The sequence below is a fragment of the Pseudomonas sp. WS 5027 genome (genome assembly GCF_012985695.1).
Taxonomy (GTDB): domain Bacteria; phylum Pseudomonadota; class Gammaproteobacteria; order Pseudomonadales; family Pseudomonadaceae; genus Aquipseudomonas; species Aquipseudomonas hygromyciniae.
This window is the reverse complement of the sequence record NZ_JAAQWU010000027.1, coordinates 1-16,213: the sequence shown is the minus strand read 5'-3', so window position 1 is coordinate 16,213 and position 16,213 is coordinate 1. Positions and strand designations below refer to the sequence as shown.

12 protein-coding genes and 1 pseudogene are annotated in these 16,213 nt (G+C 59.3%); 6 read left to right on the top strand and 7 right to left on the bottom strand.

The window, feature by feature from the left end:
* Positions 1-102 precede the first annotated feature (102 nt).
* A complete protein-coding gene (locus HBO09_RS25080; protein WP_169999317.1) occupies positions 103-1,449 on the bottom strand; it encodes an MFS transporter in 1,347 nt (448 codons plus the stop codon).
* 175 nt (positions 1,450-1,624) lie between these two features.
* The gene (pcaR, locus tag HBO09_RS25075) at positions 1,625-2,467 is read right to left on the bottom strand and encodes a pca regulon transcriptional regulator PcaR (protein ID WP_169999318.1); all 843 of its coding nucleotides are present in this window, start codon (positions 2,465-2,467) and stop codon (positions 1,625-1,627) included.
* 539 nt (positions 2,468-3,006) lie between these two features.
* Between pcaR and HBO09_RS25070 the strand changes: the two genes are divergently transcribed.
* On the top strand, positions 3,007-3,207 hold the full coding sequence (locus tag HBO09_RS25070) for a hypothetical protein (RefSeq protein WP_029297082.1): 201 nt from the start codon (positions 3,007-3,009) through the stop codon (positions 3,205-3,207).
* Between the two features lie 331 nt (positions 3,208-3,538).
* The gene (locus HBO09_RS25065; protein ID WP_029297084.1) at positions 3,539-5,014 is read left to right on the top strand and encodes an inorganic phosphate transporter; all 1,476 of its coding nucleotides are present in this window, start codon (positions 3,539-3,541) and stop codon (positions 5,012-5,014) included.
* Positions 5,015-5,249: 235 nt separating this feature from the next.
* On the opposite strand, the gene ccoM is transcribed toward HBO09_RS25065, so the two are convergent.
* The 3 genes from ccoM to HBO09_RS25055 form a co-directional block, all read right to left on the bottom strand.
* A complete protein-coding gene (gene ccoM / locus HBO09_RS29140; protein WP_029297086.1) occupies positions 5,250-5,366 on the bottom strand; it encodes a cytochrome c oxidase subunit CcoM in 117 nt (38 codons plus the stop codon).
* A gap of 143 nt (positions 5,367-5,509) precedes the next feature.
* Positions 5,510-5,701, bottom strand: a complete 192-nt coding sequence (locus tag HBO09_RS25060; RefSeq protein WP_169999291.1) for a hypothetical protein — start codon at positions 5,699-5,701, stop codon at positions 5,510-5,512.
* 25 nt (positions 5,702-5,726) lie between these two features.
* The gene (locus HBO09_RS25055; RefSeq protein WP_169999319.1) at positions 5,727-6,068 is read right to left on the bottom strand and encodes an aspartate-semialdehyde dehydrogenase; all 342 of its coding nucleotides are present in this window, start codon (positions 6,066-6,068) and stop codon (positions 5,727-5,729) included.
* Positions 6,069-6,286: 218 nt separating this feature from the next.
* On the opposite strand from HBO09_RS25055, the gene rapA reads away from it, so the two are divergent.
* Positions 6,287-9,133, top strand: a complete 2,847-nt coding sequence (gene rapA / locus HBO09_RS25050) for an RNA polymerase-associated protein RapA (RefSeq protein WP_169999320.1) — start codon at positions 6,287-6,289, stop codon at positions 9,131-9,133.
* A 168-nt stretch (positions 9,134-9,301) separates the two neighbouring features.
* On the opposite strand, the gene HBO09_RS25045 is transcribed toward rapA, so the two are convergent.
* Entirely contained in the window at positions 9,302-10,648 is a 1,347-nt protein-coding gene (locus tag HBO09_RS25045) for an MFS transporter (protein WP_169999321.1), read from the bottom strand.
* A gap of 245 nt (positions 10,649-10,893) precedes the next feature.
* Between HBO09_RS25045 and HBO09_RS25040 the strand changes: the two genes are divergently transcribed.
* The 3 genes from HBO09_RS25040 to HBO09_RS25030 all read left to right on the top strand — a co-directional run bounded on the left by HBO09_RS25040 (position 10,894) and on the right by HBO09_RS25030 (position 16,019).
* Complete coding sequence (locus HBO09_RS25040; RefSeq protein ID WP_169999322.1) at positions 10,894-11,262, top strand: YkgJ family cysteine cluster protein; 369 nt, start codon at positions 10,894-10,896, stop codon at positions 11,260-11,262.
* Positions 11,263-11,403: 141 nt separating this feature from the next.
* Positions 11,404-13,629, top strand: coding sequence for a bifunctional diguanylate cyclase/phosphodiesterase (locus tag HBO09_RS25035; protein WP_169999323.1), 2,226 nt, complete (start codon positions 11,404-11,406; stop codon positions 13,627-13,629).
* A 209-nt stretch (positions 13,630-13,838) separates the two neighbouring features.
* Positions 13,839-16,019, top strand: a complete 2,181-nt coding sequence (locus HBO09_RS25030) for a hypothetical protein (RefSeq protein WP_169999324.1) — start codon at positions 13,839-13,841, stop codon at positions 16,017-16,019.
* 83 nt (positions 16,020-16,102) lie between these two features.
* On the opposite strand, the pseudogene HBO09_RS28695 reads toward HBO09_RS25030, so the two are convergent.
* A pseudogene (locus tag HBO09_RS28695) lies at positions 16,103-16,213 on the bottom strand (IS110 family transposase); the annotation flags it as partial.

Genomic DNA, 16,213 nt, shown 5'->3' with positions numbered 1-16,213 from the left:
TTGCTCGCGAAGGCGGTGTGTCAGTCAACACATTTTGTCCTGAGCCACCGCCTTCGCGAGCAAGCCCGCTCCCACATTTTTGAAGCGTGCCGGCTTTAAATCTCAGGTGGCATCCGCATGGCTGACCAGGCCTTTGATCAGCACCGCAGTGGTAGCCAACGCAGCCGGGATTACCAACGCCGTCAGCACCTGCTCGAAGTTCCAACCCAACCCCAACAACGTGGCGCCCATCCACGCGCCGAGGATCGCGCCAAAACGGCCAATCCCCAGCATCCACGAGACCCCAGTGGCGCGGCCCTGGGTCGGGTAAAACCGCGCAGCCAGCGAAGGCATGGCCGATTGCGCACCGTTGACACACATCCCGGCGATCAACACCAGGGTGGCCAGGAGGGTGATATTGCCCAGGCTCTGGCCCACGGCGTAGGCAAACACCCCCGCCAACAGGTAGAAAGTGCCGATGACCTTGTGTGGATTGAACCGGTCCATGGCCCAGCCCACGCCCACGGCGCTGAGTACGCCACCAAACTGGAACAAAGCGCCAATGAACGCCGCCTGCTCCATGCTGGCACCGCTGTCACGCATCAGGGTCGGCAACCAACTGGTCAGCAGGTACACAATCACCAGGCCCATGAAGTACGTGAGCCACAGCAACAGGGTTCCGGCGCTGTAGGTACCAGAGAAGATCACCGCGAACACATTGCGCGCCTTGACGGTTTTCTGTTCCGGGACACTGAAGCTGGTGGCCTGGGCGACCGTGGGCGGGTCGATGGGTGCCAGGGCCTTGCGCACTTTGTCGGTGCCGCGATTGCGCACCACCAGGTAGCGCGCCGATTCCGGCAGCCATAGCAGCAGCACACCCACCAGGATCAATGGCAGGATGCCGCCGATCAGCAGCAGACTATGCCAGCCGAACATCGGGATCAGCTTGGCCGAGATAAACCCGCCACCGGCCATGCCCAGGTTGAAACCACAGAACATGCTGGTCACCAGCAACGACTTGTGGCGCTCCGGGGTGTATTCAGACAGCAATGTCGTAGCGTTCGGCATACCGGCGCCCAGGCCCAGGCCGGTCAGGAAACGCAACACCAGTAGCTGATCAACGTTGGTGCTGTAGGCCGAGGCCAGGCTGAAGGCGCCGAACACCAACACGGCGCCCACCAGCACCACCTTGCGCCCGAACCGGTCGGCCAAGGGCCCGGAGCCCAAGGCGCCAAACACCATGCCAATCAACGCCGCACTCATCACCGGGCCGAGGCTGGCACGGTCGATCCCCCAATCCTGGGACAGCGCCGGCGCAATAAAGCCCATGGCCGCAGTATCCAGGCCATCGAGAAAGACAATCAGGAAACACAGGATCACCACCCGCCATTGATAGCGGGACAAAGGTTGCGCATTGATAAAGGACTGCACGTCCAGACATGTACCAACAGAAGGCGAAGGCTGATTCATTATTTTTATTTCCACACCGATGGCGGGCGGACGACGGTGAGTCGTCATTATTATTGGAGCGAAACCAGACCTGCGGCGGCACGCCATCGCGGTCAATCACGCTGCCGCGACATTAATAAGCCAAGGGAAACACCGTCAATTCATCAAACCGGGATCTGTGCGGTCACCGAACAGCTTAAGCAAACAACTGGGCACTCAGCTCCTGGCTGGCGCTGAGCATGCTCGGCAGGAAGCGTTGCTCCAGCTCGCTACGGCTGACCCGGCCGGCGTGAGTGCTGACATTGAGCGCGGCCAACACCTGGCCAGACGCGTCATACACCGGCACGGCAATGGAGCGCAGGCCCTGCTCCAGTTCCTGGTCAACGATGCACCAGCCCTGTTGCCGCACTTGTTGCAGGCATTCAAGCAAGGCTTGGGGCGTGGTCAGGGTGCGGCTGGTCTTGATTTGCAGATCGGCATGATCGAGGTAGTCCTGCAGCGACGCATCATCCAGGGCGGCCAGCAGGATCCGGCCCATAGAGGTGCAATAGGCCGGCAACCGGCCACCGACCGACAGATCCACCGAGATCAGGCGCTGGGTCGTGGCAGAGCGGGCGATGTAGAGGATGTCGTCGCCTTCCAGGGTCGCCATGTTGCAGGCTTCGTGAAGCTGCTCGCTCATGCGGTCCAAGTAGGGCTGGGCAGAAACCGCCAGGGGCGTGGACGAGAGGTAGGCATGCCCCAGGGTCAGGACCTTGGGCAGCAGGGAATAGGTGCGCCCGTCAGTGGTGGCGTAGCCGAGCTTGATCAAGGTATGCAGGCAACGCCTGACGGCAGCGCGGGGGATTTCTGTGCGATGGCTGATCTGCGCGATGGTCAGGTGGCGCTTGCGCTCCTGGAACGCCTGTACCACGGCCAGCCCGCGTGCCAGGGAGGTCATGAAATCCGGGTCGCCGGTAAACGCCTGGATGCGCTTGGCCGGTGACGCAACGATCGGCGGCGCCACTGAGGCAAAGGAGTTGCGCAATTGATCGTTCATTTCAGGTCCTTTCTCTTGTTTTCAACCGCCATTACAAGCCGCCGGGCAGCGGATGTACAAGGCAGGGGCGCCAACATTGGGCGATTATCGGACGATCATTCGATAATCGCAATTTGCTGACTGAATGGATCAGGCGCAGCGCGCGTTGATTTAATTAGTGCCAATTTTACTTTCAACTGTCACATACCGATTATTAGGCAAGTGGCACCAAGTTCTCGACACTATTGAACTGCCCTCTCATCTGGCCAAGTTGACGCTTTTTAACTTGTTGACGATAGTCTTATTCAAATGCGCCGCTATAATGCGCTCTGTAACAATCTGGAGTTGGCTGGACGCGCGATCGTCGATCCCGCTGAACCTAGCCATTGCCGTATCCAGGCCTTGGTCGCAAGTACCCAGTCCTGAAAAAGAAAACTGTTGCTACGACAGCTGTACTTCCCCGGTGCCGTGGCCGCGTGCAATACAGAAGTGGTCGATCGTAAGCCTCTTCCTGATATCGCGCTTCACCGGAATCAAACTCAACTCAATTAGGTAACAATGTGACGAAAGACGAACTGCGCGCAGAACTTGAGCGCCAGGAGCAACGTTACAAGGATGTTTACGGCGGGGAAGTCACCACCTACGCCGCACAACCGGAGCCGGAGCGCAAACCATGGCGCAAACGAGCCAGTCTGCTCGACCAGGCGTTTGCCCAGGAAATCCAAAAGATCGAAAAGGATCTCAAGGCCGAAGAGCCATAAGCTCTGCTGGACTGAGCCTTCCTGGCAAGTCATTGCCCTGCCAGCACCTCCTGGCAGGGGCGCCTTGGGTATGCCCTCCAATCGTCACTTTCGGCGCCATTACGAAATTTCATACAGCCGTTTCAGCCCCCTCGCCCTAATTGTCGCACCCTGTCCCGCCCCCTCTATTCTTTACAAATCAATGAGTTGCCAAACCACCGAAATATCTGGTAGCCACACCCCTCCTCCCAACTAATTCGTTGAAGAATGTTACCGGTGAGCAGCTAGTGCATCGATTACTGAGGTTTTCTGGCATAATCGCGCCCCCTTACGACCGGGTCATAAAACCTTCATGATCGATTTATTCAGCGGACTGGATGCCTGGGTTCTTGTGAGCCTGTTGCTCGCCCTCGCCTTTGTCCTCGCCTTCGAGTTCATCAATGGCTTTCATGACACCGCTAACGCGGTGGCCACAGTCATCTATACCAAAGCGATGCCGCCGCACCTGGCCGTATTCTTTTCCGGGGTGTTCAACTTCCTCGGCGTGTTGCTCGGCGGGGTGGGCGTTGCCTATGCCATCGTGCACTTGCTGCCGGTGGAGTTGCTGATCAATGTGAACACCGGACATGGCCTGGCCATGGTGTTCTCATTGTTGGCCGCCGCCATCACTTGGAACCTCGGCACCTGGTATTTCGGGATCCCGGCATCCAGCTCCCACACCCTGATCGGTTCGATCCTCGGTGTCGGCCTGGCCAATGCCCTGATCAACGATATTCCACTGGCGGATGGGGTCAACTGGCAGAAGGCCATTGATATCGGCGCCTCGCTGGTGTTCTCGCCCATGGCCGGCTTCCTGGTCGCTGCCCTGGTGTTGATTGGCCTTAAATGGTGGCGTCCCCTGTCGAAGATGCACAAGACACCGGACCAGCGCCGCAAGCTCGACGACAAGAAACACCCGCCGTTCTGGAACCGCCTGGTACTGGTGATTTCCGCGATGGCCGTGAGTTTCGTGCATGGTTCCAACGACGGTCAGAAAGGTATCGGCCTGATCATGCTGGTGCTGATTGGTATCGTGCCCGCGCAGTTCGTACTTGATCTGGGCAGCACCACTTACCAGATCGAGCGAACCCGCGACGCCACCCTGCACCTCAACCAGTTCTACCAGCGTAACCACGAAACCCTCGGCGAATTCCTTGCCCTGGGCAAAAGTGTCAGAGACGACCTGCCAGGCAAGTTCCGTTGCAATCCGCAACAGACCGAACCCACCATCAACGCCCTCCTCGGCACATTGAAGGGTGTCTCTGACTACCATTCCTTGACCTCCGACCAGCGCATTGAAGTCCGTCGCTACCTGCTGTGCCTGGACGATACCGCGAAGAAAGTCGGCAAGCTGCCAGGCCTTGATTCCCGCGAGAAGTCAGACCTGGAAAAACTGCGTAAAGACCTGACTGCTACCACCGAATACGCCCCGTTCTGGGTGATCCTCGCCGTGGCCCTGGCCCTTGGCCTGGGCACCATGGTGGGCTGGAAGCGTGTGGTACTGACCATCGGTGAGAAGATCGGCAAGCAGGGCATGACCTATGCCCAGGGCATGTCGGCGCAAATCACCACCGCCACCATGATTGGCTTTGCCAATATCTTCGCCCTGCCGGTGTCCACCACCCACGTGCTGTCTTCGGGCGTGGCCGGGACCATGGTCGCGAACAAGAGCGGCCTGCAAGGCGGCACCGTGAAGACCATCCTGATGGCCTGGGTGCTGACCCTTCCGGCCACGGTGAGCCTGTCGGCCGGGCTGTTCTGGTTGGCGTCCAAGGCGCTGGGCAGTTAACCGCCCGCGCAACTGAAAAAGGCGTGACCTGCGAGGGTCACGCCTTTTTTTGTCCTTGGAGCCGGCTTGCCGGCGAAAAACTTGAGAACAACACGGGGTACCAGGCCCACCGCGTTATCGTTGACGATTTTCGCCGGCAGCCGGCTCCTACAGGAATTGCTTCAAAATCCGGGCAAAAAAAAGGGCGACCGAAGTCGCCCAAAATGCCTTGCGTGCTCATGTAACCCGGAAAAACCTATGGTTTTTTACGCTTATTCGCGTCTTTCCAGATAAAAAAACCAAACCCTACAAAAAACAGCACCATGAGGCCGACAGTCAGCACCCCGGCGAAAACCACATTATCGAAAAACATGACCGGCCTCCTGCTCTTGCCCTGTTGCGATGGGGCTAAGTTAACCAAGAAGCCGGGGGGATAAATTGACGGGGATCAATGTCGCCCGCAACGGGGCGTAAAGAAGGGAAATAACTGACCTGAATCAACAGATTCAGGGCATTTCAGCGCTTTTTCGCTTTGTTTTTCGACTTTTTCTTCGCCTTGCCCAACGGCATGGCCTGCTCGAACGCCTGGCGCACGTCATTTAGGCGCTTGTCGTTGAGGTCGTGCACCCGTTTGGCCCGTTCGGCATTCAGGTCGATCAGCTTGTCGTCACTCATGGCATGGCTTACGTGGTGGCTGGAGTGACTCAATAATGCGTCCTGGCCCGCCCAGGGGTCAAACCTCGACATCCACCCACAACCCCTGGCGGGGCGCGTCCTCGATCAGCGGCGCGACCGGCACCGTGTTATCGGCGTTGAGTTCATCACCGGGAATGGCCAGGTGCTGCTCGGGATCTTCGTCGGCCTCGCGCCGGCGTTTCTGCTGTTCCTGCTGGCGTCGTTGCTCCTCGCGCAGCATCAGGGTCGATTGCTCGGCGTCGCGGTTTTTCAGGTCGATTGTGCTTTCGTTGGAGCTCGCCTGCGCAGGTACCACCGGCGGGATATCGGGCTTTGGGCGCACGGGGTCGAGTTGTGACGTGACCGGCACAACACTCAAGGGCAAGATCGGTGGCAACATAATTATTAGTCTCCTGTCAGCAGGCTGTCGGCTGGCGCACCAGCGACTTGAGCCCGGGGTCGCCAACTTGTGACCCAGTCGTCAGTCACCCGTGCCCTGCCACCCGTCGAGTCGCCCTCTTTGATCCCTGCAAGCGGAGTAGTTTTTGTCAGAGTCCTTTGGCTGGGGGCCTTGTTCCGTTAGAATAGTCGGCTTTTTCACGGCGGGAGTCAGGCAGCATGGCGCAGCAGTATCAACCGGGGCAACGCTGGATTAGTGACAGCGAAGCAGAGCTGGGGTTAGGCACCGTTCTCGCACAGGACGGCCGCTTGTTGACCGTGCTCTATCCGGCCACTGGCGACACTCGCCAGTATGCGCTACGGAATGCGCCCCTCACTCGCGTGAGGTTTTCGCCGGGTGACACCATCACCCACTTCGAAGGCTGGAAAATGACCGTGCGCGAAGTCGACGATGTCGACGGCCTGCTGGTCTACCACGGCCTCAATGGGCAGAACGAGCAGGTCACCCTGCCGGAAACCCAACTGTCGAACTTCATCCAGTTCCGCCTCGCCAGCGACCGTCTGTTCGCCGGGCAGATCGACCCGCTGGCCTGGTTCTCCCTGCGCTACCACACCCTGGAACACACCAGCCGCCAATTGCAGTCCTCGCTCTGGGGCCTGGGCGGCGTGCGTGCGCAGCCAATTGCACACCAATTGCACATTGCCCGTGAAGTGGCCGACCGTATCGCGCCACGGGTCCTGTTGGCCGACGAAGTAGGCCTGGGCAAGACCATCGAAGCCGGCCTGGTGATCCATCGCCAGTTGCTGTCCGGCCGCGCCAATCGCGTGCTGATCCTGGTCCCGGAAAACCTCCAGCACCAATGGCTGGTAGAAATGCGCCGACGCTTCAACCTGCAGGTGGCGCTGTTTGACGAAGAACGGTTTATCGAAAGCGATGCCAGCAACCCGTTCGAAGACACCCAACTCGCGCTGGTGGCCCTGGAGTGGCTGGTGGATGACGAGAAGGCCCAGGACGCGCTGTTCGCTGCCGGCTGGGACTTGATGGTGGTCGACGAAGCGCACCACCTGGTCTGGCACGAAGAGAAAGCCAGCGCCGAATACCAACTGGTCGAGCAACTGGCCGAGACCATTCCCGGCGTGCTGCTGCTGACCGCGACCCCGGAACAACTGGGCCAGGACAGCCACTTCGCCCGTCTGCGCCTGCTGGACCCGAACCGTTTCCACGACGTCAAAGCCTTCCGCGCCGAGAGCGAGAACTATCGCCCGGTGGCCGAAGCCGTCCAGGAACTGATGGACAAGGGCCGCCTTTCACCGGCTGCGCACAAGACTATCCAGGGGTTCCTCGGCAACGAAGGTGAAGCCCTGCTGGCCGCCGTCAACGATGGCGACACCGAAGCCAGCGCGCGCCTGGTGCGTGAGCTGCTGGACCGCCACGGCACCGGCCGCGTGCTGTTCCGTAATACCCGCGCCGCGGTGCAAGGCTTCCCCGAGCGCAAGCTGCACGCCTACCCGCTGCCGTGCCCGGACGAGTATCTGGAACTGCCGCTGGGCGAGCATGCCGAGCTGTATCCGGAAGTCAGCTTCCAGTCGCAGCCGGATATCGAAGAAGAAAACCGCTGGTGGCGCTTCGACCCGCGTGTCGAGTGGCTGATCGACCAGTTGAAGATGCTCAAGCGCACCAAGGTCCTGGTGATCTGCGCCCATGCCGAAACCGCCATGGACCTGGAAGACGCCCTGCGCGTGCGTTCCGGCATCCCGGCCACGGTGTTCCACGAGGGCATGAACATCCTTGAACGGGACCGTGCCGCCGCCTACTTCGCTGATGAAGAGTTCGGCGCCCAAGTGCTGATCTGTTCGGAAATCGGCAGTGAAGGCCGCAACTTCCAGTTCGCCCACCATCTGGTGCTGTTCGATCTGCCGTCGCACCCGGACTTGCTGGAGCAACGCATCGGGCGTCTGGATCGGATCGGCCAGAAGCATGTGATCGAATTACACGTGCCGTACCTGGAAACCAGTCCGCAAGAGCGGCTGTTCCAGTGGTACCACGAAGCCTTGAACGCCTTCCTTAATACCTGCCCGACCGGCAACGCCTTGCAGCACCAGTTCGGCCCGCGCCTGCTGCCGCTGCTGGAAAATGCCGACGACGTTGAATGGCAAGGCCTGATCGACGAAGCCCGGACTGAGCGCGAGCGTCTGGAAGCCGAGCTGCACACCGGCCGCGACCGTTTGCTGGAGCTCAACTCCGGCGGCGCTGGCGAAGGTGATGCACTGGTCGAAGATATCCTGGAGCAAGACGATCAGTTCACCCTGCCGATCTACATGGAAACCCTGTTCGACGCATTTGGCATCGACAGCGAAGACCATTCGGAAAACGCGCTGATCCTCAAGCCCAGCGAAAAAATGCTCGACGCCAGCTTCCCCCTCGGCGACGACGAAGGCGTAACCATTACCTACGACCGCAACCAGGCGCTGTCTCGCGAAGACATGCAGTTCATTACCTGGGAGCACCCAATGGTCCAGGGCGGTATGGATCTGGTGCTGTCCGGTTCCATGGGCAACACCGCCGTGGCGCTGATCAAGAACAAGGCGCTCAAGCCGGGCACCGTGTTGCTGGAGCTGCTCTACGTCAGTGAGGTAGTGGCGCCGCGTTCGCTGCAACTGGGTCGCTACCTGCCGCCGGCAGCCCTGCGTTGCCTGTTGGATGCCAATGGCAATGACTTGTCGGGCCGTGTGTCGTTCACCACCCTGAACGACCAGTTGGAAAGCGTGCCACGGGCCAGCGCCAACAAGTTCGTGCAGGCTCAGCGTGATCAGCTGACGCCACGGATCAACGCCGGCGAAGAGAAAATCGCCCCGCGCCACGCCGAGCGTGTGGCCGAGGCGCAACGTCGCCTGGCGGCAGACACCGACGAAGAGCTGGCACGCCTGACTGCCCTGCAAGCCGTCAACCCAACCGTACGCGACAGCGAACTGGTTGCCCTGCGCCAACAACGCGAGCAAGGCCTGGCCATGCTCGACAAGGCGGCGCTGCGGTTGGAAGCGATTCGGGTGTTGGTAGCGGGTTGATCCGCACCCTGCCCTGTCAAACAAGAAGGCCCGCGCAATGCGGGCCTTTTTTATGGGGTCTTGAGGACCTCATCGCAGGCAAGCCAGTTCCCACAGTTGACCGGTGTTCCAGTTGGCAACTCGGTCAACTGTGGGAGCTGGCTTGCCTGCGATAGCATCACCCGGGTCTCAAGCAGGAACCGCCGGACCCGGCACCGCCACCACTCCCAACCCATCCTTCATCCGCTTGGCATCGCGCACAAAACACCGCGAAGCCTGAAACAGAAACAGCATGGTCAGGAACAACGCCACCGGGATCAGGTACATGGCGTCATGCAGTCCCACGGCCTTGAACGCCTCGGTCATTTGCTCGGCGCCCGCCGCATACATCGCCGCATGGGCAAAGTGATCAGACAATGCGCCCACCACCACTGGCCCCATACCACCACCCAGCAGATACAGGCCGGCAAAGAATAACGCCATGGCAGTCGCCCGCAGGCGCGGCTCCACCACGTCCTGGATTGCCGTGTACACACAGGTGTAGAAGTTATAGGCAAACAGCCAGCCCACGCTGAACACCGCGACAAACACCCCAATCTCGATACGCCCCGCATGCAGGGCCCAAGCCGTGCAGACCGTGGAGATAATCAGGCTGAAGGCGGCAAACAGCAGCCGGCCGTTGGCAATGCGCTGGTGAATCTTGTCGGCCACCAGGCCGCCCAAGGTCAGGCCGAACAAGCCCGTCACGCCGACGATCACCCCGGTTGCCACCGCAGCTTCTTGCAGCGGCATCAGGAAGTAACGTTGCAGCATCGGCACCAGGAACGAGTTGCAGGCATAGGTGGCAAAGTTGAAGCACAGCCCGGCCAGCACCAACCAGAGGAAGGTCGGGACCGCCAGCACGCGACGAATCGGCCGGTCAACTTTCTCTTGAGAGACTTGCACGGTTTCGGCGGCGCCGCGCTTGGGCTCCTTGATGTAGAACATGAACACCGCGAGGATCAGCCCCGGGACCGCCGCAATAAAGAACGGTGCACGCCAGCTGTCGAACGCCTGGACCATCGCGCCGATGGTGAAAAACGCCAGCAACAGGCCCAAGGGCAGGCCCAGCATGAAAATCCCCATGGCCCGGGCGCGGCGGTGGGCCGGGAACAGGTCGCCGATCAACGAGTTGGCGGCCGGTGCATAGCTGGCTTCGCCAATACCGATGCCCATGCGCACCAGCAGGAAGGTCCAGAAGCTGCCAACCATACCGTTGACCGCCGTCAGCGCACTCCAGCTCGCCAGGCCCCAGCCCATCAGTTTGCTGCGTGAGCCGGTATCGGCCAGGCGCCCCAAAGGCAAGCCGGCAATGGCATAAACGATGGTGAACGCGGTGCCGATGATCCCGAGCTGGAAGTCACTGAGGTGCCATTCCATGCGGATCGGCTCGATGATGATCGCCGGGATCGTGCGATCAAAGAAGTTGAACAGGTTGGCCAGGAACAGCAGGAACAGAATGCGCCAGGCATTCGCCGCTTGGGTCGAGTTCTGCATGGGTCCGTCTCTTTATTGTTATAGAGGCTCGATGCCGACGCATCCTGCCCGGAACCTGCAATCTAGTCAGCCAAGGCGCGGTTGTCTGTAATGATTCGTAAAGCTGATAGGGCGTAATTTCGTCGAGGCCAGCAGGATTTTCCCGGTAAAAAAATAAGCACGCGCCCCCCTTCCCAAGCGCCTTGGCAGGAATAGAATAGCGAGCCTTCCGCAGTTCCTCCCTTACCTCTTATTGATGACGTGCCATGTCCGATGCCAGTCCGTGTCTGAATTGCGGTGCCTGCTGTTCACACTTTCGCGTGTCTTTCTTTTGGGGCGAATGCGCTTCATCAGGCGGCACCGTGCCCGATGAACTGGTGGTGCAGATCAACCCCAGCCGGGTGGCGATGATCGGCACCGATCAAAAGCCGGCGCGCTGCGTCAGCCTGGAAGGCGAAGTGGGCTGCGGTACACGTTGCTCGATCTACGAGCAGCGCTCCAGCGTGTGCCGGGAGTTCGAGGCGTCATGGAGCCAGGGCGAAGTGAACGTCGATTGCGACGCCGCTCGTGCCGCGTTCGGCCTGGCGCCACTCGAGCAACCGCCTTACGAGTACGAGTTGCCGATCAGCGCTTAGAACCATTGGCTATGGGCGGGATGCCAAAATCGAAGAAATCAAAATGCCATCACCGCTTGCGATTTCGTTGAGCCTTCTATACTTGACTCCATAGGTCATCGCCGCGCGCCGTGACAAGAGATGACTCTAACGGGACATGCTATGGAATGGCTGGGTCTGCATTTTTTTACCCCCCTTCCCGAGAGCGGGTATTTATTAATCGATTGCACCCATAACCCGTTCCTGGTGCTGCTGGCGTATCTGGTTGCCTGCGCTGCGGGCTTCGGCACCCTGGACATGGCTGAACGTGTCGGCCACGTTGACAACCCGACGGCAAAACGCCGCTGGCGCTGGATCGGCGCCGCTTGCCTGGCCGGCGGGATCTGGTCGACTCACTTCATCAGCATGCTGGCGTTCCAGGCGCCCATCGCCATCCATTACGAACTATTCATGACCTTTGCTTCATTGCTGATCGCAATGGTCGCCTCGTTGTTCGCCATGCAAACCCTCAGTCATACACAACTGCGCTTTCATCAGTATCTGGTCGCGTCCATCTGGATGGGCCTGGGCATCACCCTGATGCATTACGTGGGCATGTCCGCCATGCGCTCCGAGGCCCAGATGTATTTTTCCAGCGCGCTGTTCGGGTTGTCGGTAGCCATCGCCATCGGCGCCAGCCTGGCGGCCTTGCTGTTGTCCCATTACCTGCGCAATGGCAGCGGGATGTTCCACCAACTGCTCAAATACGGCGCCAGCCTGGTGCTCGGCGCCGGCATTATCAGCATGCACTTCACCGGTATGGCCGCCATGCAATTGCTGCTGCCCACAGGGGCTGTACCGTCGCTGCCAATCGACAATAACCCGACGCAACTGGGGCTGTCGGTGGCCGTCATCACGTTGCTGGTGATCGGCAGCAGCATCAGCGCAGCCCTGGCCGACAAGAAACTGCAGCACAAGGAACGCGACCTGCGTCGGGTCAATACCTTGCTGACCGAGCTGGACCAGGCGCGCGCATCCCTGCAGCAAGTCGCTCACTATGATGCCTTGACCGGCCTGCTCAATCGCCGGGGCTTCAACCAGATCTTCGCCGAAAAGCTCGCACAGAAATCCCTGGCGGGGAACATGCTGGCGTTGATTTTCCTCGACATCGACCACTTCAAGCGGATCAACGACAGCCTGGGTCATGACGCCGGCGATGAGCTACTGACGGTCCTGGCCGGGCATATCAAGAGTTCGGTGCGCAGCCACAATGATGTGGTGGCGCGGTTCGGCGGCGATGAGTTCTGCATCCTGATCAATATTCATCATCGCGACGAAGCGCGGCACATGGCCCAGCGCATCATGCAAAAAATGAAAGAGCCCATCGAGCTGGCTGGCCGGCGCATGGTGATGACTACCAGCATCGGTATCAGCGTATTTCCCGAGGACGGGACCACCAGCGAGGAACTGCTGAAAACCGCCGACCTGGCGCTGTATCAGTCCAAGGATGGCGGGCGCAACAGCCTGAACTTCTTCAGCTCCAACCTGAAAACCCGCGCCTCTCTTGAACTTCAGCTGGAAGAGGAACTGCGTAACGCGCTACGCAACCAAAAAGAACTGGTCCTGCACTACCAACCGATCCTCGACCTGCGCAAAGGCAAGGTCACACGGCTCGAAGCCCTGGTGCGCTGGCAACATCCGCTCCATGGGTTGCTGGCACCCGAGCGGTTTATCGGTATTGCCGAAAACAACGGGCTGATCGCCGAGCTGGACAACTGGGTCCTACGCCAGGCTTGTGCCGATCTGGGCTGGCTGACGGAGCAGGGTCACTCGGACCTGACCATGGCCGTCAACTGCTCGGCCCTGAACCTGGCCCGTGACGAACTGGCAGATGAGATCGAATATGCCCTGCGCAGCAGTGGCATCGCCGCCAGCCGCCTGGAACTGGAAGTGACCGAAAATGCCCTGATGGGCAACATCAGCAGCACCCTGATCCTGCTACGGCAAATCCGCGCCCTGGGGGTTTCGCTGTCCATCGACGACTTTGGCACCGGGTACTCTTCCCTTTCCTACCTCAAGCGCCTGCCCCTCAATACCTTGAAAATCGATCGGTCCTTTATCCAGGACATTCCCAAATCCACCACCGATATGGAGATTGTCCAGGCGATCATCGGCATGGCCCACACCCTGCACCTGCAAGTCATCACCGAAGGGGTGGAAACCCCGCAGCAACTGGAGCTTCTGATCAAGCATGGCTGCGATTATGTGCAGGGTTACCTGCTCAGTGCAGCGGTGCCAGCCAATGAAGTCAGCGCCTTGATCAACAGGCTCGATCAGCACAACCCGCTCACACCGTTAAGCCTGGCAGGCAACAAGGACACCTCTTCGGTGGTACGTCCCATCCGCTGATCCGCAAGAGCCTTGGCATATCGCCATCATTTTGATTAAAGAACGCCGACGAACGGCCGATTCATGAGAGTCCGGCGTCGCTTTTCCCTAGAGAAAATAGGGTTAAGACAGGTAGCCGAGGCCTAAAACGCACTGTAAAAGTCGCGAACTCTCACTCGGTGATGGCTCTTTGATGCTTTCTAGCCGTCCGTCCAGGCACATGGCGCACAATGACTTCTAAAAATAATCCTGTTACTGCGGTATCCGACGTGTTGCTGACAGCTCCTGCGGAAAAACCCTCAGCTTCAAAGTCATTGAACAGTCAGCGTGCGCTGGGCACCCAGCAATACCTGTACTTCACCGAAACCAACACCGATCGCATCCTCGACAATCTCGACGGCCTGCGCGACATGGTGTTCCCGCGCCCGCCACACCTTGAGGGTGACAGCGAGGCACGCGGCGAGCAGGAGTTCCCCTCGGTGTGCCTGATCGGCTTAGGGCGCTGCGGCTCCAACATTGCCCTGGATGTCGCGGAACTGGTGTACAACGCTCGCAAGTTCTACTTGAACGAGTTCAGCACCGAAGACAAATCCTACGTTGAAAAGGGCTACAGCCCAGCCCAATGGATCCGTAACAATCTGCGCCTGGGCGCTAGCAAGGCCAGCAAGCCGGTGTTCCTGGTAGAACCGCTGGTGATGCTCGGCGACCTGGACAAGGACATTGCCGGGCGGATCCGTTTTTCCCGCAAGGGCGAAAAAAGCGGCTTTTTGCGCGACTACAGCAAGATGAAAATCATGGACCTGTCGGAAGTGCATGCCGGTGGCGCCGGTAACGCACCGATCCTCGGCCAGTACCTGGCCAAGATCATCCTCAACAAAGACACCCAGCGTTTTTCCAGCCCCGATTGGAAAATGATCCATTCGTACCTGATCGATTCCTGCGGGATCAAGGCCAACCAGTCGCGCCTGTACTTCTCGATCTTCAGCGCCGGCGGTGGCACCGGCTCGGGCATGGCTTCGGAATTCGGCCTGGCCCAGCAACACTCGTACATGAACAAGACCTTCGACACCAAGCCCGCCGACGAGCACGACAGCAAGAGCGGCCATGCCTTTGTGTTCGAGCCGATCTTCACCAGCGGCATCTGCGTGCTGCCGAATATCTCCGATCACCGCAGCGAAATGTCCGAGGCGTTGCACATCAACGCCGGGCGGCTGCTGTGCAAATATCTGTCGGAGGAATGGGACTTCTCGTACAACTTCGACAATGAAGACAGCAGCGAGGCCAGCGTCAAAGGCCGTATTCGCCCGTGGAACGCCATGATGCTGATCTCCAACGACATCATGCGTTACGCCGAAGAAAGCGACGATGGCAACATCCAGAACATTGACGTCAATGCTATGGAAAAACACGCCAACCAGTACATCTCACAGCAGATCTTCAACATTCTGACGGCCCAGGCGGTGACGACCGACTACGACCAGAACTATTTCCGCCGGGCTGGCATCGATATCGGTGAAACCATTCGCCTGGACGCCAACGATCTGTTCATGAGCCTGGCCGGGCCGGTGGCGATTGCCTATGCCGAGTCTGTGGTCCCGGAAACCCCGGCGCCGTCGAATGACAAGTTCAAGGTGTTCGAAAAAGAACCGCAACGCCTGAATATCGACGATCTGTTTTTCCGCTCCATCGACCTGCCTCACTTCAACAAGGTCACCCAGGCCATTGAAGGCATCAGCCTGTTGCCGATCGAATCCAAGCGCTATCGGGCGTCGCTGGAGCAGTACAAGAATTCCGGCTATGACGCGGCGGCCCTGCACGACCTGCACTTCTTCAAGAACTGCTCGTCGGTGGTGTCCATTGTCTCCCTGCCCAAGGACTACAAGCTGTCCTACATGGACCTGAACCGGCTCAAGACTCACCTCAACAGCCTGTTCCCCAACACCACCCTCAAGCGCTACGCCCTGGTGATCGGCGCCTCGGCCAACCTGTCGCTGACCACCCTGATCGCCAAGAGCCCGTGCCTGTCGGATGATTTCCTGACGTTGATCGTGGCCTTTATCAAACGCTGCTTTGCCCGCAACCCGTACCGCTTCGACGAGACGCTGGACAACTCGATCCTGGACTTCATCATCCATGAAGACTTCGACGAGGACCGTATTGACGAGCTGCTCAACGAATTCGAAAACCCGGCGAAAATCCTCGATACCAACTGGTACGCGATCAAGCCGATGTATGAGAAGAAGTATCGCGAGCTGATCAATGACAAGGAGAAGTTCGTCTCGATCAACGATATTCGCCTGTCACGGGACTGCGTGAAGAAAGCGATCAAGTACCTGCGTGAGATTTATCGTCACCGGATTGGCAAGACCAAGGTTATTTCCTTGAATAACCATACGGGCAAGACCGCCTAGACCGCGGCGCGGCCTTCGCGAGCAAGCCCGCTCCCACAGTTGACCGCGTTCCACCCTTGGAATGCGGTCAACTGTGGGAGATTCTATGTTGCAGGTAAACCCTGCAACCTTAAGTTCGGTTGGTATTCGCTCTGGTTTTTCATCAGCGCGAATGCCACCCGGCAGAGCTTGCGGGCGAGGATTACCAGGGCTTG